This window comes from Parvibaculum sp., assembly GCF_049672805.1.
Taxonomy (GTDB): Bacteria; Pseudomonadota; Alphaproteobacteria; order Parvibaculales; family Parvibaculaceae; genus Parvibaculum.
Genome location: NZ_JBATWS010000150.1, coordinates 1 through 15,175, shown reverse-complemented (window position 1 = coordinate 15,175; position 15,175 = coordinate 1). Strand labels below are relative to the sequence as shown.

The window sequence follows — 15,175 nt, the reverse complement described above, 5'->3', positions numbered from 1 at the left end:
TATCAGACGAATATGGAAATCGACTGCTCGAAGCCCTGAAGGAACCACGTCATCAACGCACCGATCAGGAAGAGCAGAAGCACGAAGCCGAGCATGATGTTTGCCGGCATCGCGATGAAGAAAATCTGGATCTGCGGCATCAGCCTCGAAAGGATGCCGATGCCGATATAGAAAATCAGTCCGAAAACAAGGAACGGCGCGGCAAGCTGCAGGCCGAGCTTGAACGCATCCGCCACCATCTTTACCGCCATTTGCGAGAAATCGCCCACCGGAAGCAGTTGGCCGGGCGCGAAAAGCACATAGCTGTCGCGCATGGCGGCGATGAGCAGATGATCGAGATTGGTTGCGAAGATAAGCGTCACGGCTGTCAGCGACAGGAAGTTTGCCAGCAGCACACCCTGCTGGCCCTGTGTCGGGTCCACATTCTGCGCAAAGGCAAGGCTCATCTGGAGCGCGATGATGTTACCCGCGACATGAAGCGCGCTCATGATGATACGCGCCGCCCCGCCGACGAAAATGCCGACAGCGACTTCCGTGAACACGGCGAAGGAAAGCCCCGCCAGCGTGCCGGGGATCGCGCCATAGGAAGAGGCTACAAGCGGCATCATCACGAAGGAGAGAAGCAGCGCAAGAATGAGCCGCACATTCGCCGGGATGCTCGTCTCGCCCAGAGCCGGCATCAGCATGATCATCGCGGCAAGGCGCGAAAAGATCAGCATGAAGGTGAATGCCGTTTGCGGCAGAAAATCGATCGTGATCATCGCTTGCGCGCCTGCCCCTTCAGCCTGTCACGATCTTTTCGGAGATAAGGATCATGAAGCCCTGAAGCGCCTGCGCCATGAAGGGCAGCGCAATCAGCAGGGTGAGAAAGATCGCCACGATCTTCGGCACGAAAACGAGCGTCATTTCCTGCACCTGCGTCAGCGCCTGCAATAGCGCAATCGCAAGACCCACGACCAGCGCGACGATCATCATGGGTGCCGATACGGCAAGCAGCACATAAATCGTCTGCCGCGCAAGGTCGAGAATTTCAGGTCCGCCCATTTTCTTGCTCTTCCTGGCTGCCGTCAGATCGGCATGCGCATGATTTCCTGATAGGCCGTGATGACCTTGTCGCGCACCGTGACAACGGTTTGCAGCGTGGTCTCCGCCTCTGCGACAGCGGTGATGACATCTACGAGGTTGCCGCCCGCACCGCCTGTCACGCTCCCCATCTGCGTTTCGCCAACCTTGGCGATTTCGACAGTTTCATTCATCGCCTGCTTCAGCATGTCGCTGAAGCCACCCGCCTGCCCCGCCGTGCCGGGCTGGGGAAGCTGCGGGCTGCCGCCCATGCCCGCTGCGCGCGCATAGGCGTTAAGAGCCATGGATGCCGGAATGGTGCTCATTGTTCAGCCCCCGTCACTTCCGCAGAATGTCGATTGTCTGCGCGATCATGCGCCGCGAGGCCTGAATGAGATTAAGGTTCGCCTCATAGCTGCGCTGCGCCTCGCGCATATCCATCGCCTCGATCATGCCGTTCACATTCGGCAGCTTTACATAGCCATTCTCATCCGCGCCGGGATGACCGGGCATGTATTTGAGCTTGAACTCGGTGCGGTCGAGCGTCGGCCTGCCAATGGCAACCGTATGCGCCCCGATCTCGCGATTGAGCTTGTCCTCGAAAGTCACAATCTTGCGCCGGTAGGGATCACCCCCCGGCACCTGCGAGGTTGAATCGGCATTGGCGATATTCTCCGCGATGATGCGCATACGCCCGCTCTGGGCCTTGAGGCCCGAGGCTGCCACCACCATCGACTTGATAAGATCCATCGCGCTCATGATGCGTCCTTTCAGCCCGGCTCAGCCTCTGCCGAGCGCAATCTTGATGAGGCCAAGGCTCTTGGAATAGAGCCCCGTCACAGTCTGGTAATCCATCTGAGTCTCGGCGACCTTGATCATCTGGTCCTCGAGAACGACGGAATTGCCTGTCGGCGATGTTTCGAAATCCGGTTTCTTGATGACTTCGCCGCCGCGTGCCTCGCCCGGTCGGATATTGAGGCCGGAGCCGACAGCCGGGCTGCCGATATGGCCTGCCTGCGTGGCGACGGGCGCCATGACGCGGCTGTTACGCTTTACCAGCGCGCCGAAATCGAGCGGCTTGAGATCCTGTGCCGTGTAGCCCGGTGTGTCGGCATTCGCAACGTTCTGCGCAAGTACCTGCTGGCGCGCGGAAAGCCAATGCATCCGCTGCTTCATCATGCCAATGATGGGAAGATCGCCCAGTGCCATGTGTGCCCCCGCACCCCTCACATCGCGCATTCTTCTAAGCGCTGAGAAAGGGTCCATCCGAGCCACGCATTCCTTGGCGGCAAGGTGAATGTCACCACCACGGAGTTAACATCGTCCTAATGCGGAAAAATCTGCCGGGCCCGTTCACCACTCGCTAACCAGACAAATGCGCAGCAACTCTGGTGCCTTAACCCCGCATTAAGGCTAACGGGGCAAATTCTTCCCATTACGGATCGTCATTGGACGGTTCATCGGGGGGATAAAAGTCAAAATGGACTTCTCTGAAATCTTCCGCTTCGTGGCCGCTCTCGCCTTCATTCTCGGGCTGATCGGCCTCTGCGCCGTTCTTGCCCGACGCTTCGGCCTTGCGCCCGGTGCGTCATCCATGGGCGCGCAGAAGCGGCTGAGCATCGTCGAGGTCCGCCCCGTCGATGCCCGCCACCGCCTTCTCCTAATCCGCCGCGACGGCAAGGAACATCTCGTATTGATCGGCGGTGACCACCCGCTTCTCATCGAGAGCGGCATTGATGCGCCGGTGGCCCCCGTTGCGCTTGAGACATCAGAGAGCGACACGGCGAAGCAGGCCTTCGCCGGCCCGCCTCACATTGTCCAGCTTCAGCGATTTGTTGAATTCATCAAGGAGCGCCGCGCGTGACCCGCTTCTCCTCATTCCCGCGCATCGGCGCGCTTCTCGCCCTTGCCCTGATCTTCACAGGCTTTGCGCTGCCCGCAGGCGCGCAGTCGATTGAGGTCAATCTCTCCGAAGGCCTCGGTCTCACCAACCATGTGGTGCAGATTGTTGCGCTGGTCACGGTTCTGAGCCTCGCGCCCTCGATCCTCATCATGGTCACGTCCTTTGTGCGGATCATCGTGGTGCTGGGTCTGCTGCGCACAGCACTCGGCATGCAGCAATCGCCGCCTAATGCCGTGCTGGTGAGCCTTGCCCTCTTCCTCACCGCCTTCGTGATGACGCCGACCTTCACGGCGGCCTATCAGGCAGGAATCGAGCCTCTGCTGAACGAAGAAATTGAAACAGGCGAAGCCTTCAGCCTTGCAAGCGGTCCCTTCAAGACCTTCATGCTGAGCCAGGTGCGCGCCCAGGACCTCAAGCTCTTTGTCGATCTCTCGGAAACGGAAGAACCCGAAGAAGCCGCCGATGTCGGCCTTCAGGTGCTGGTGCCCGCTTTCATGATCAGCGAGCTGCGGCGCGCCTTTGAAATCGGCTTCCTCGTCTTCCTGCCCTTTATCGTGATCGACATGGTGGTCGCGTCCGTTCTCATGTCGATGGGCATGATGATGCTGCCGCCGGTCATCATCTCCCTGCCCTTCAAGCTGATCTTCTTCGTGCTTGTGGACGGCTGGTCGCTGATCGCGGGAAGCCTCGTCCAGAGCTTCGGAACCTGAGGCAAGGGGTGCTGGTGGTCAGTTGACCGCCACACTCTCATCTATTTTCAGCGATGCCAGAAAGCGATCCAGCGTGTCGATGGAAGCGATGCGGCTTGCCATCTCGCGGAAGGCCACGCCCTGCTTCGTGATAGGCTCGGAGAGAACGGCAAAGGCATCGGCATCAGCGCTCTGGCTCATCGCCTCGCCATATTTGACGCGCAGCCGCCCGAGGCCCGCTTCATCTTCCGCCAGTGAGTAGGCAATCGCCGCGCGCATGACGAGAAGCCGGTTATCGCCGCTCATGGGCGCATTGCCTTTCCAGCTATCCCCCAGCGCAATCTCGATCACCGGCCCGGCATCCTCCCAGCGGCCGGCATTCCAGAGAATATCCGCGCGCAGGCGCTTGGCCGCAGGATCGGACCTGCCCTCCAGCAAATCCATTGCATTGTCATATTGCCGGAGATCGGCAAGCGCCCGCGCCTCCAGAAGAAGCCGCGCTTCCGCAAGTTCTGTCGGCAAAAGATTCTGTTTCGTTGCACGCAGCGCCGCGAGAGCGCGATCAGGTTTCTGATCCGCAAGGAAAATCGAAGCAAGCCGCGCGGCAACCTGCGCCTTGGCAACACCGCCATGAAGCCGGTTGGCGACCTGATAATCGAGAAGATGGGCAGCCTGTTCGAGCAGGTCCACGCTCACCAGCCGCTCGGCAAGGTCGCGGATCATCTCGTCCCCCCGCTGGCCAATCGGCGTCAGCTCCTTGAAAGCTTCGAAGAAGGAAAGCGCCTGCACCGGCGTCATCTCGCTCGCCGCGTCGCTCAGATAGTAATCCGCAAATATGTCCGACATGCGCATGTTCATGCGATGCGCTTCATCGCTGTCCGGGAAATTGTCGGTCGCAATGCGCATCAGCCGCAGCGCCTCCCCGACATTGCCCCCTCGAAGATGAAGCTCTGCAAGCTGCGTCAGCACATCAAGCTCAAGCCCGTCTCCGCGCCAGGCATAGCGAAGGCTCTCCAGCTCCCTGGCGAGCGCCTCGTCATCCACCTCGCCCTTGCGATGGAGCAGCATCATCTTGCCATAGCGCGCACGGGCCGCGACCGGCGGATAGCCATTCTCAATGGCAGCGTCATAAAGCGCCACCGCCTTCTCTTTCCGGTCATGCGCATCCGCAATCATCGCATTGGTCAGGACTATGGAGGCCTTCGCCCTGGTGCTTTCCGCATGGGTGGGAAAGCCTGCCGCATATTGCTCGGCAGAAAGCACGTCACCGCTCTTGAGCGAGGCGAGCGCGGCGAGGCTGCGCAGCTCAACCCGCAATTCCTCTCCGAAGGCATCCGTGATGGCACCCGCCAGCGCAAATTCAGATCGGGCGGCCTCCCAATGGCCGAGAGAGGCCCGCGCAAGCCCCCGCCACGCCGCTGCATGAGGCGAATTATCAAGGCTCGGCCCCGAAAGCTCTCGAATGGCCTCGCCATAGCGCCCGCTCAGGGCAGAGGAAACACCAAGCGTTGCCCGGAAAGAGGGATCAATACCGAACCTGCTGTCTGCCTCTTTCGCCGCAACGAGCATGGCACGCGCTTCCGGTGCAAGCCCGTAGGCCAGCAGAAAGCGGCCATAGGCAAGGCGTCGCTCGCCCATCTCATGCGACTGCACGCTTGCAAGCTGCGCGAGATGATGTTGCCGCCGCTCGATAAAGGTTTCACCCGGAGCCTGCCGCCATTCGGCGAAATGCATTTCCGCAGGCGGCGCGCTCTGTGCGACCGGGCCATTGCCCTCATACTGCCATTCGCGGTGATCATCCGTCGAAAGCGTCAGCCCGTCATGCCGCGTGACAAGTACATTGTCGGGAGATGCTGCCACGTTGAGATCATCGGCAACGGGCACGATGGCAAGACCCTGTGCGGTCTGTAGCGCCTGAAACTCGACAAAGCTGCGCGATATCTGCATCGCCTGCCCGGGACCATTCGCCGTTACCACGACAATCTCGTCGCCCACCAGCGGATCACGAACACGAAGAACCTTGCGCGGCGCGCGCAGGTCGAAGGCCACGGCCCCGCGCCCGTCCTCACGCCATTCCCGCGACACAGCGATGGGTCGGCCGGTCGTCGGAATCGCCTCGCCTGCCGAAACACGCCAGCTTGCAGCCTCGTTCACTGCCGCAAGCAGCATCTGGTCCTTGAGCGGCACGACAAGCGCCGCGCCACCGGCGACAGTCACGCTTTCCGGCTGACCATAAGGCGCATGCTCTTCCTCGCTTACCGCAGATATATCAATCGGCAATTCCCGGTCGAAAACGATCCAGAGCCTGTCTGCCCGCTCGAATACTGCCGCGCCCACAGGCTCCGGCCAGTCAATGACGAGATCCATGCCATTGCGCCCGGCCGCGTAGCGCAGAACGGCCTTGCCTTCAGGCCGCGCGGCGCCGGGTACGGGATGGGAACTCGCAGGCGCAACCGTCTCTGCCTCCGCCACCGGCGAAATATCCTTGGGCGCTTCCTCGACCGGCGCTTTCGCGTCGGCAAGCTCGGGCAGCAACTTTTTCGGGGCGGATTTTCCGGCAGCCTCTTCCTTCGGCGCGGCACGCGGCAGATCACCTTCGGATTTGAGGTCGAGCACGATGCTCATATCCTCGCGGAAATCTGTGACCGTCACACCCGGCTTCAGCGTGAGCACGATGGCAAGTCGCCCGTCATGTTCCACGGCGGCCACACCTGCCATTTGCGGCGGCGGATCGGCCCGAAGCTGCGCGAGATCAACCTTCGCCGTGCGATCGAATGTAATGGTTGCAAGCCCCTGCCGCTGCACGAGCGAATAGAGAACCGGCTGGTTCCAGTCGAAAACAAGGCGGGCCAGCCCTTCGCGTTTCGCCATGCGCACGGAAAGACCGGGCAGCGGCACTTCCGGCTCCACAATGCCCTGCGCCTTCGCGGCAAGTTCGGCCGCTTTCGCAGCTTCTTCCGCCTTGCGCGCTTCTTCGATCCGCGCCAGCACATCCGCTGGCAGAGGGGGCGGCGCGCCCTTCCAGCCCGGCGGCAGAAGATCAACATAGACGGCATTTTCCGCGCGCATCGCATTCACGGAAAAATCCGTTGTCAGCGCCGCGCGGATCGAGCGCAGATCGCCGCTCTGGCGCACCATCGCGACATAGCGGGGGAGATGACGGAGAAAGTCATTCGGGTCGATGGCGAAGCCCCTGCCGAACTCGAGAACCAGAATGCCCGCCTCAACCGAAGCGCGGTAACTCGGCACCTCGCCCGAAAAAGTGAAGATCAGGCGGCCATAGCCATCTTCTTCGGCAAGATCGATCCGCACATCAGAGGCAGCCTCGGCAGAAAGCGAAAATGTCAGCAGGATCAGGGCGAAATTTGCAATCGCAAGGGCACGCAGACGGCTGAGAAAGCCGCCAGTTTCAACCGGACAAATATGTCGGAAAGGCCCGTTCACGCGATGCGCCTCTGAAGCTTCTGCTTGCAAACCACGGCGTTCTGCCGCTTGGGCGGTCAGTCTAGGAGACGGCCGGTTAAGTGGAGCTTAAGGGCAAGGTCGGTTGGCGCAGATTAGCTGGCTTTTTCAGCCGAAAATGCGCCGTCACCAGCGCCTTCTGCCTTCTCGGCGCCCTGTACGATGTCATCGAGCTTTTCGCCGAGCGCCAGTTCCACGGTGAGATCCTGCGCGGAGACCGGATCCATCTGGGCGAGCACGGCAGAGAGCTTGCGCGGCTCCATGCGCTTTGCCACTTCCAGCAGAACGCCCATATCAAGCCGCTCGAAAATGCGGGCTGCATCCTTGGGCTTCATCGTCTCATACATGGAAACGACGCCCGCCAGCCGGTTTTCATTCTGCTCGTCCTGCACGCCGATACGCGCATTGATGCGCGCTTCGATGTCCTTCAGTTCGGCAATCCGCTCTTCAACACGCTTTTCCGCCGCATTCAGCAATTGCTCGCGCGTATCGAGCAGCTTTGCGCGCCGGTCAAGCTCCTCGCGCCGCGCCGACAGGCTTTCAAGAACCGTAACTTCGGATTTCGAGAAGGTCTCGGTTGCCGGCTCTACCGGCGCCTCACCCGCAGCAACAGGCGCGGACTGAGCTGAAGTCACCTCCTCCGCCACCGGCTCCGTAGCGCTCGCCTGCGCAGCGGAGATGGCGCTGCCCCCGGAGGCCAGGTCGGCAAGCTTCAGCGTCAGCAGGAGCGAGGCGCAGAGAATGACGGTCGGGAGAAGCCGAAGGCGGTTAAGCATGGTCTGTTCTGCCTCTCAACTCAGCGGACGTTTTTCTTCAGCGCATCTAGAAGCTGGCTTGCGGCCCGCGCTGCCGTTGCCGCATCACGCGGCGAGGCCGGGCGGCTTGCGACACGCGGACCGGTCGCGGAAAGCGGGGCCGGACGCGACACGGGAGCAGATGCGGGCGCACGCTCGCTGCTGCTCAGCCGGTCGGCAATTCTGCGGCCTGCTTCCACCATCACCGAAAGCTCATCCGAGAGCGTTTTCGCCTGCCGGATGCTCTCGGCAAGCTCATTGCCGGACTGTTCGCTCGCGCGCTTCAGCCCCTCGATCGCCATCACGGCATCCTGGGTTGCAGCACCGAGATCGCCGATCAGTTCGCGCATCCCGTCCTGCCCCGCGCGCATGGCACGCAGCTTCCGGTCGATAATCGCGCAATAGGCAATGGTCGCCGCGAGAAAAAGGCAAACGACAAGTTCCAGAACCGTGCTGAAAGGAAGATCACCCAACATTACTGCTTCCCCCCATTGGGCGTGCCTGACGGAAGGAGGTTGTGAGACCCATGACCCTTCCGCTGCACCTGCTTGATGCCCTGCTCCACGCGCACGGCAACATGATTGCCCACACGGCCCATGCGGCCCGTGCCGAGGCTCACCCCGCCGCAGCGCAGATCAATCATTCCGTCCGGCCCGTTGTTCAGCATCAGCGTCTGGCCCTTCTCGAAGTTCATCACATCGCGAAGGGTGAGCTTCTGCTCATCCAGCACCGCCTCAAGCGGTACCTTGGTGGACCAGAGTTCTGTCGCCAGATGGCTTTCCCAGATGGAGTCGCGGCCGAACTTCTCGCCCATGAACATCTGCAAAAGAAGTTCGCGGATGGGTTCAAGCGTCGCATAAGGCAGCAGCATTTCGATGCGGCCACCACGATCTTCCATATCGACCCGCAGCTTCACCAGAATGGCAGCATTGGCCGGGCGCGCAATCGCGGCGAAGCGCGGATTGGTTTCCATGCGGTCGAGTTCAAGCGTCACCGGCGAAAGCGGCTCGAACGCCGCCTGCACATCCTGCAACACGACCTCAATCATGCGCTGGACGAGATTAAGCTCGATCGTCGTATAGGGACGGCCCTCAATGCGCATGGCCGCCGTGCCGCGCCGCCCGCCGAGAAGCACGTCAACGATCGAATAGATCAGGTTCGAGTCAACCGTGAACATGCCGTAATTGTCCCACTGCTTCGCGCGGAACACAGCAAGAATGGCAGGTAGCGGAATGGAATTGAGATAATCGCCAAAGCGGATGGACGATACATTGTCGAGCGACACATCCACATTGTCGGAGGTGAAATTACGCAGCGAAACCGTCATCAGGCGAACAAGCCTGTCAAAGACGATTTCAAGCATCGGCAGTCGCTCATAGGAAACAAGCGCCGAATTGACGATGGCGTCGATGCCGTGCAGTTCCGGCATCACATCGTCATCGACCTCGAAGCCGAGCAGGCTGTCAATTTCATCCTGGTTCAGAACGCGCTCAGGCGCCTTTGCGGCCGCTTCGGCAGCGGCAGCAAGCACGTCTTTCTGGTCCTGTATATCGAAGTCAGCCATTAAACTGTCCGTACCTGCGCTTTACTGAACAATGATTTCCTTGAAGAGCACGTCCTTCACGACAGGCTCCTGTGTCGCAAGCTCGATACGCCGCATCAGTTCTTCGCGCAGATTGAGCATGCCCTGCGACCCTTCAAGGTCTTCGGGACGCAGCTCGCGCAAGAAAGTCTGAAAGCCATCGAGAATGCGGGGCATGGCGCCATCAACCATCGCAACCGCTTCCTTGTCGCGCACCTGCAGCGCCACGCGCATCTTGAGATAATGTTGCGGCGGCGGACCGGACAGGTTCACGAGAAAATCGGGCATGTCGTAATAGACAGGAGGTGCCACGACTTTCACAGCGACCGGCCCTTCCTCGGCCCCGCCAAAAATGCCGGACATATAAATACCCGCTCCCGCACCAATGAGAAGAAGCAGCGGCAACGCGATGTAGAGAACGAGAACCTTGCCCGCCAGTCTGCGCCTTGCGGGCGGCGGTGCCTCCACTGCGTCGTCGTCCTGCATGTCGGCGTCAATTGCAGCCATGTCGTCGCCCCACCCTTGCGGACGGCACATGCATGCCATCCCCCTGAAATACAACCGGATGCTCGCTGATTTTGGTTAATGAACCGTTGGCGGAGGAATTGGGCTAAGCGCACTTAACAAGTGCCTGCACAGCCGCGTCCTGCACTCGGATCAGGCGGCAAATTCTGCCCGGTAAAGCCTGCCCGAATGCCCGCCCTGCGCTGCGCCGAAAGAACTAACCCTTTGAAAAACATGACGATCTTTATTGGCACGCGCCATGCACATGAAGGGGCAGCGCAGGGTTTGCGCATCATGTGTGACAAAGGCCGACCAGACCCGACATGGAAAACGCCCTTCTCATAGGTCTTTCCCGCCAGATGGCGATGAGCCGCGATATGGCGACCATCGCGAACAATCTCGCGAATATGAACACGACTGCCTACAAGTCGGAGGCGATGCTGTTCGAGCAATTCCTGATGCCGGACGCGTCGGAGCAGAGCCCGGACAAGCGCATCTCTTTTGTTCAGGATGTCGGCCAGCACCGCGATCTGCGCGATGGCGCGCTACAGTCCACGGGCAATCCGTTCGACATTGCCATCACGGGCGAGGGCTTCTTCCGCGTCGAGACCGATGCCGGTATCCGCTACACGCGTAACGGCAACTTCAATCTCGATGCCGAAGGCCGGCTCGTCACCTCATCCGGCGATCTCGTGCTTGATGATGCCGGAACGCCCATCACCTTTGCCGATGATGAAACGGGTATCACCATTGCCCGCGACGGCACGATCTCGACCGATGAAGGCCTGCGCGGCCGCATCGCCATCGTCACCTTCGAAAATACGCGATTGATGAAGAAGGCCGGCGACTCGCTCTACCAGACCGACCAGCCTGAAATCACCCCTGAGAACATCCGTCTCGTTCAGGGCGCACTGGAAGGCTCCAATGTGCAGCCCATCATCGAGATGACAAACATGATCGACGTGATGCGCTCCTATGCGAGCGCGCAGAAACTCATCGAGCAGGCTGACCAGATGCGTCGGCAGGCCATTCAGCAACTCGGAACCGTGGCCGCCTGAGAAGGCGCGCCCGCTCGCAACGCAGAGTAAGGACGAATAGTCATGCAGTCGCTCAGCATAGCCGCCACAGGCATGATGGCCCAGCAGCTCAATGTCGAGGTGATCTCGAACAACATCGCCAATATGAGCACCTCGGGCTTCAAGCGCCAGCGCGCCGAGTTCCAGGACCTGCTCTATCAGAACCTCCGCCGCGTGGGCACCAACTCCTCGGATGCAGGCACCATCGTGCCCGCAGGCGTGCAAATCGGCATGGGTGTGAAGGTCGCCTCCGTGAACCGCATCATGACGCAGGGCAATCTCGACAATACCGAGAACAAGCTCGACCTCGCCATTCAGGGCCGCGGCTATTTCCGTGTCGAACTGCCGAGCGGTGAGGACGCCTATACGCGCGCCGGTTCCTTCCAGATCAGTCCGGTCGGCCAGCTCGTCACCGCCGATGGCTACACGCTCGCGCCCGGCATCAACATTCCGCCGGAAGCAACCGACATCACGATCAGCCGCGATGGTCAGGTCCAGGTCACACTGCCGGGCGAAACAGCGTCGCAGGTTGTCGGCCAGATCGAGCTTGCCTCCTTCGCCAATGAAGCCGGTCTCGACCCGCTGGGCGACAATCTCTTCATTGAAACAGCGGCAAGCGGCGCTCCCAATATCGGCATCCCCGCGAATGACGGCATTGGCAGCGTGCTGCAGGGCTTCCTCGAAACGGCCAATGTGAATGCGGTGAGCGAAATCACCACGCTCATCACTGCCCAGCGCGCTTATGAAATGAACGCCAAGGTCATCACTGCATCGGACGAGATGATGTCCGTCACCTCGAACATGAAGTAACGGATGACATCCATGTCCATGCGTATCGCCTCCGCCTTCACCACCCTCGCAGCCTCGGCCTTGTTCGCTTTCGCGGCAAGCGCGGCAGAACTGCGTCCCGCTATCACCGTTTCCGGCGCAACGGTCACGCTCGGCGATCTCTTCGACAATGCGGGTTCCGCTGCCGGTGTGGTTGTCGCCAATGCGCCCGCGCCCGGCTATCGCAGCGAGATTTCCGTCTCCCGCATCTCGCTCACCGCGCGCCGTAACGGCATTGACTGGCGGAACGATGCAGGCATCAGCCATGTCACCGTCGCGCGCGCGGGTATTGCCGTGCCGGACGAGGATGTGGCGAGCGCTGTCGCTTCCGCCATCGCCGCGCAGTCGCCTTCCATGCCGTCTGCCTCGCAGCTTCAGGTGGATTTCACCAATGGCATGGCGAATGTGCAGGTTGCCGAGGATGCGGAGATTTCCGTGAATGTCGAGCAGATCGCCTTCAACCGCCGCAACGGCACCTTCACGGCCATTCTGCGCGCGCCTGCAAATGACGCGCTGAGCCCGCTTCACCGCGTGACGGGCCGTGCCTATCCGGTGATGGATGTTCCCGTACTCACCCGCGACATGGTTCAGGGCGAAGTTGTTCGCCACTCCGATATTGACTGGGTGCGCCTTCCCGCAAACCGCATCGGGCAGAACATCATCACCTCGCTCGACAATCTCGTCGGCATGTCGCCGCGCCATCAGGCGCGCGCAGGCGAGCCGCTGCGACTTTCCGACATGGCAGCGCCGCTTGTCGTGGAAAAAGGTGCGCAGGTGGACATGATCCTCGCTTCCGGCGCACTCACCCTCGTCGCGCGTGGCCGTGCGTTGCAGAGCGGCGCGGTGGGCGATGTCGTGGATGTGCTGAACACCCGGTCCAATCGCACGCTGCAAGGCGTGATTGAAGGTCCGAACACCATTCGCATCGGCACACCGGGCGCAATCCACGCTGCCCGTCTCGCCGCTGCATCAGATAACTCCTGACAAGCGCCAGCAGAAAAGACAAACAGGAAAGTCGTCATCATGTTCGCCGCCACCACCCGCCTCGCCACCATAGCGCTCCTTGCTGTCACGCTTGCCGGCTGCAACACCGCCGACCGCATCTCGAATATCGGCAAGGCGCCCGATTTTGCGCCCCTCGGCACGCCCGGTCCGACCGTCGCCATGCCGATGCCGCAGGCAGAGCAGGTCGTCTATCAGCCGAACTCCCTTTGGCGCTCCGGCTCGCGCGCCTTCTTCCGCGACCAGCGCGCCGCGCGTGTGGGTGACATTCTCACCGTGCTCATCAACATCACCGACAGCGCCAAGGTGAACAATTCAACGAAGCGCAGCCGCTCCAATGCCGAGAATGCGGCGCTGAGCAATCTGTTCGGCTATGAATCCTATCTCGACAAGGTCTTCCCCGATGCGGTGGATAACCAGAACCTTGCCAAACTCGGCAGCAACAGCTCCAGTGCAGGCGCAGGCACAGTTGATCGCCGCGAACAGGTTGAACTCACCATCGCCGCTGTCGTGAGCGATGTGCTGCCCAACGGTAATATGGTCATCACCGGCCGCCAGCAGGTGCGCGTGAACTATGAGGTGCGCGACCTTCTCGTCACCGGCATCGTGCGCCCGGAAGATATTTCCAATACCAACACGATCCAGCATTCGCAGATTGCCGAAGCCCGCATCTCCTATGGCGGCGAAGGTCAGATCACGGAAGTGCAGCAGCCGCGCTATGGCCAGCAGCTTCTCGATATCGTCATGCCCTTCTGAGAAAAGGCGACACGGAAACGAAAAACGCGGCCCGATGGCCGCGTTTTTTGTGTCGTCAGGACTTGCCCAGAAACATCGCGTAGGCGGGATTGTCGGTTTCATCCCAATGCGCATATCCAAGCTCATCAAGGAACTCGTGGAACGCGTCGCGCTCGTCGGGCGGCACCTGAATACCCGCCAGCACACGGCCATAATCAGACCCGTGATTGCGGTAGTGAAAAAGCGAGATATTCCAGTCTGACCGCAGCCCTTCCAGAAAGCGCAGCAGCGCGCCGGGCCTCTCAGGAAATTCGAAGCGATAGAGCATCTCGCCTGTCAGACCTTCGACACGACCGCCCACCATGTAGCGGATATGAAGCTTCGCAAGCTCATTATCCGTCATGTCTTCCACTTCATAGCCATTGGCGGTGAGAAGCTCGATGATCTCGCTCTTTTCCGCATCGCCCCTTGTCAGCCGGACGCCAACAAAGATCCGCGCGCTTGCGCCCGGCGCAATGCGATAGTTGAACTCGGTAATGGGGCGCACGCCGAGCGTGGAGATGAAGCTGCGATAGGCGCCCGGTCGTTCGGGAATGGTAACACCGAACAGCGCTTCCGACCGCTCACCGATTTCCGACCGCTCCGCCACATGGCGCAGGCGGTCAAAATTCATGTTTGCGCCGGACATGACAGCAGCAACAGCGCCGGGCACATCGAGCTGCGCCACATGCTTGCGCAACCCCGCCAGCGCAACAGCGCCCGCAGGCTCCGCTATCGCGCGCGTATGGTCGAATATATCTTTGATGGAGGCGCAGATTTCATCCGTCGTCACCGTCACGATGTCGTCCAGCAGGTCTCGGCAAAGGCGAAACGTCTCCTCGCCCACCTGCCGCACGGCAACGCCATCCGCGAAAATACCAACCTCGTTGAGCGGCACGGGCCGACCTGCCGCGAGCGCCGCTTTCATGGAAGCCGCATCTTCCGGTTCGACACCGATGACCCTGATCTCCGGGCGGAGAAATTTGACGTAAGCCGCAACACCCGCCGCAAGCCCCCCGCCCCCTATCGGCACATAGATGGCCGCGAACGGGCCCGTATGCTGGCGCAGCATCTCGACACCGATCGTGCCCTGCCCCGCAATGACCTCGGCATCATCATAGGGATGAACGAAAACGAGCCCGTGCTCCTCGCAAAGCTGCAAGGCATAGCGCTGGGCTTCATCAAACGCATCGCCATGAATGACGACTTCGCCGCCCATCCGCCGCACCGCCGCCACCTTGATGGAAGGCGTTGTCGTCGGCATGACGATGACGGCCCGCAGCCCCATGCGCCGCGCCGAATAGGCAACGCCTTGTGCATGATTGCCGGCAGAGGCGCAGATAACCCCGCGCACCTTTTCTTCCGGCGTCAGCGTCACGATCTTGTTATAGGCGCCGCGCAGCTTGAAAGAGAAGATGGGTTGCAGATCTTCCCGCTTCAGCAGAACGTCCCGTCCGAGCCGTTCTGACAGGGGGCCCATTCTGTCGAGAGGGGTCTCC

17 protein-coding genes are annotated in these 15,175 nt (G+C 60.9%); 6 read left to right on the top strand and 11 right to left on the bottom strand.

Annotated elements, in window-relative coordinates; all coding sequences use genetic code 11:
- Positions 1-2: 2 nt before the first annotated feature.
- The 5 genes from fliR to WBF74_RS04790 are packed head-to-tail and all read right to left on the bottom strand — an operon-like array spanning position 3 to position 2,271.
- Entirely contained in the window at positions 3-761 is a 759-nt protein-coding gene (gene fliR, locus WBF74_RS04810; RefSeq protein ID WP_424435979.1) for a flagellar biosynthetic protein FliR, read from the bottom strand.
- Between the two features lie 19 nt (positions 762-780).
- A complete protein-coding gene (gene fliQ / locus WBF74_RS04805) occupies positions 781-1,044 on the bottom strand; it encodes a flagellar biosynthesis protein FliQ (protein ID WP_424435976.1) in 264 nt (87 codons plus the stop codon).
- Positions 1,045-1,067: 23 nt separating this feature from the next.
- The gene (gene fliE / locus WBF74_RS04800; protein ID WP_424435973.1) at positions 1,068-1,388 is read right to left on the bottom strand and encodes a flagellar hook-basal body complex protein FliE; all 321 of its coding nucleotides are present in this window, start codon (positions 1,386-1,388) and stop codon (positions 1,068-1,070) included.
- A gap of 13 nt (positions 1,389-1,401) precedes the next feature.
- Positions 1,402-1,812 (bottom strand): flagellar basal body rod protein FlgC, encoded by a 411-nt coding sequence (flgC, locus tag WBF74_RS04795; protein ID WP_424435982.1) that lies wholly within the window; start codon positions 1,810-1,812, stop codon positions 1,402-1,404.
- A 30-nt stretch (positions 1,813-1,842) separates the two neighbouring features.
- Positions 1,843-2,271, bottom strand: a complete 429-nt coding sequence (locus tag WBF74_RS04790; protein ID WP_424435971.1) for a flagellar basal body protein — start codon at positions 2,269-2,271, stop codon at positions 1,843-1,845.
- Positions 2,272-2,542: 271 nt separating this feature from the next.
- On the opposite strand from WBF74_RS04790, the gene WBF74_RS04785 reads away from it, so the two are divergent.
- On the top strand, positions 2,543-2,926 hold the full coding sequence (locus WBF74_RS04785; RefSeq protein ID WP_424435968.1) for a FliO/MopB family protein: 384 nt from the start codon (positions 2,543-2,545) through the stop codon (positions 2,924-2,926).
- The gene (gene fliP, locus WBF74_RS04780; RefSeq protein ID WP_424435965.1) at positions 2,923-3,675 is read left to right on the top strand and encodes a flagellar type III secretion system pore protein FliP; all 753 of its coding nucleotides are present in this window, start codon (positions 2,923-2,925) and stop codon (positions 3,673-3,675) included. Before WBF74_RS04785 ends, fliP begins: the two co-directional genes overlap by 4 nt.
- An 18-nt stretch (positions 3,676-3,693) precedes the next feature.
- Here fliP and WBF74_RS04775 read toward each other — a convergent pair whose 3' ends face one another.
- The 5 genes from WBF74_RS04775 to WBF74_RS04755 form a co-directional block, all read right to left on the bottom strand.
- A complete protein-coding gene (locus tag WBF74_RS04775; RefSeq protein ID WP_424435962.1) occupies positions 3,694-7,098 on the bottom strand; it encodes a hypothetical protein in 3,405 nt (1,134 codons plus the stop codon).
- Between the two features lie 113 nt (positions 7,099-7,211).
- Complete coding sequence (locus WBF74_RS04770) at positions 7,212-7,892, bottom strand: MotE family protein (protein ID WP_424435959.1); 681 nt, start codon at positions 7,890-7,892, stop codon at positions 7,212-7,214.
- Positions 7,893-7,912: 20 nt separating this feature from the next.
- Positions 7,913-8,386 carry a DUF6468 domain-containing protein gene (locus WBF74_RS04765; RefSeq protein ID WP_424435956.1) on the bottom strand — a complete coding sequence of 158 codons (474 nt, stop codon included), beginning with the start codon at positions 8,384-8,386 and terminating at the stop codon, positions 7,913-7,915.
- On the bottom strand, positions 8,386-9,474 hold the full coding sequence (fliM, locus tag WBF74_RS04760) for a flagellar motor switch protein FliM (RefSeq protein ID WP_424435953.1): 1,089 nt from the start codon (positions 9,472-9,474) through the stop codon (positions 8,386-8,388). The genes WBF74_RS04765 and fliM overlap by 1 nt, the downstream gene beginning before the upstream one ends.
- 21 nt (positions 9,475-9,495) lie before the next feature.
- Positions 9,496-9,999, bottom strand: a complete 504-nt coding sequence (locus tag WBF74_RS04755; RefSeq protein ID WP_424435950.1) for a flagellar basal body-associated FliL family protein — start codon at positions 9,997-9,999, stop codon at positions 9,496-9,498.
- Between the two features lie 320 nt (positions 10,000-10,319).
- On the opposite strand from WBF74_RS04755, the gene flgF reads away from it, so the two are divergent.
- From flgF to flgH, 4 genes are read left to right on the top strand one after another with little or no spacing between them, the layout of a single operon-like run.
- Positions 10,320-11,054, top strand: coding sequence for a flagellar basal-body rod protein FlgF (gene flgF / locus WBF74_RS04750; protein ID WP_424435947.1), 735 nt, complete (start codon positions 10,320-10,322; stop codon positions 11,052-11,054).
- Positions 11,055-11,096: 42 nt separating this feature from the next.
- Positions 11,097-11,882 (top strand): flagellar basal-body rod protein FlgG, encoded by a 786-nt coding sequence (flgG, locus tag WBF74_RS04745; RefSeq protein ID WP_424435944.1) that lies wholly within the window; start codon positions 11,097-11,099, stop codon positions 11,880-11,882.
- Between the two features lie 12 nt (positions 11,883-11,894).
- Positions 11,895-12,884 (top strand): flagellar basal body P-ring formation chaperone FlgA, encoded by a 990-nt coding sequence (flgA, locus tag WBF74_RS04740; RefSeq protein WP_424435941.1) that lies wholly within the window; start codon positions 11,895-11,897, stop codon positions 12,882-12,884.
- 39 nt (positions 12,885-12,923) lie between these two features.
- Entirely contained in the window at positions 12,924-13,658 is a 735-nt protein-coding gene (gene flgH, locus WBF74_RS04735) for a flagellar basal body L-ring protein FlgH (RefSeq protein ID WP_424435938.1), read from the top strand.
- Positions 13,659-13,713: 55 nt separating this feature from the next.
- Here the strand turns inward: flgH and ilvA are convergent.
- Positions 13,714-15,175, bottom strand: a 1,462-nt coding sequence (gene ilvA / locus WBF74_RS04730) for a threonine ammonia-lyase, biosynthetic (protein WP_424435935.1), incomplete at its 5' end; no start/stop codon positions are given.

Excerpts from the sequence above, each read along its gene's own strand:
- flgA (WP_424435941.1), top strand. The coding sequence starts at position 11,895 with ATGTCCATGCGTATCGCCTCCGCCTTCACCACCCTCGCAGCCTCGGCC.
- flgF (WP_424435947.1), top strand. The coding sequence starts at position 10,320 with ATGGAAAACGCCCTTCTCATAGGTCTTTCCCGCCAGATGGCGATGAGC.
- WBF74_RS04785 (WP_424435968.1), top strand. The coding sequence starts at position 2,543 with ATGGACTTCTCTGAAATCTTCCGCTTCGTGGCCGCTCTCGCCTTCATT.
- WBF74_RS04755 (WP_424435950.1), bottom strand. The coding sequence starts at position 9,999 with ATGGCTGCAATTGACGCCGACATGCAGGACGACGACGCAGTGGAGGCA.
- fliQ (WP_424435976.1), bottom strand. The coding sequence starts at position 1,044 with ATGGGCGGACCTGAAATTCTCGACCTTGCGCGGCAGACGATTTATGTG.
- fliR (WP_424435979.1), bottom strand. The coding sequence starts at position 761 with ATGATCACGATCGATTTTCTGCCGCAAACGGCATTCACCTTCATGCTG.
- WBF74_RS04790 (WP_424435971.1), bottom strand. The coding sequence starts at position 2,271 with ATGGCACTGGGCGATCTTCCCATCATTGGCATGATGAAGCAGCGGATG.
- flgH (WP_424435938.1), top strand. The coding sequence starts at position 12,924 with ATGTTCGCCGCCACCACCCGCCTCGCCACCATAGCGCTCCTTGCTGTC.
- WBF74_RS04770 (WP_424435959.1), bottom strand. The coding sequence starts at position 7,892 with ATGCTTAACCGCCTTCGGCTTCTCCCGACCGTCATTCTCTGCGCCTCG.
- fliE (WP_424435973.1), bottom strand. The coding sequence starts at position 1,388 with ATGAGCACCATTCCGGCATCCATGGCTCTTAACGCCTATGCGCGCGCA.
- flgC (WP_424435982.1), bottom strand. The coding sequence starts at position 1,812 with ATGGATCTTATCAAGTCGATGGTGGTGGCAGCCTCGGGCCTCAAGGCC.
- fliM (WP_424435953.1), bottom strand. The coding sequence starts at position 9,474 with ATGGCTGACTTCGATATACAGGACCAGAAAGACGTGCTTGCTGCCGCT.
- flgG (WP_424435944.1), top strand. The coding sequence starts at position 11,097 with ATGCAGTCGCTCAGCATAGCCGCCACAGGCATGATGGCCCAGCAGCTC.
- WBF74_RS04765 (WP_424435956.1), bottom strand. The coding sequence starts at position 8,386 with ATGTTGGGTGATCTTCCTTTCAGCACGGTTCTGGAACTTGTCGTTTGC.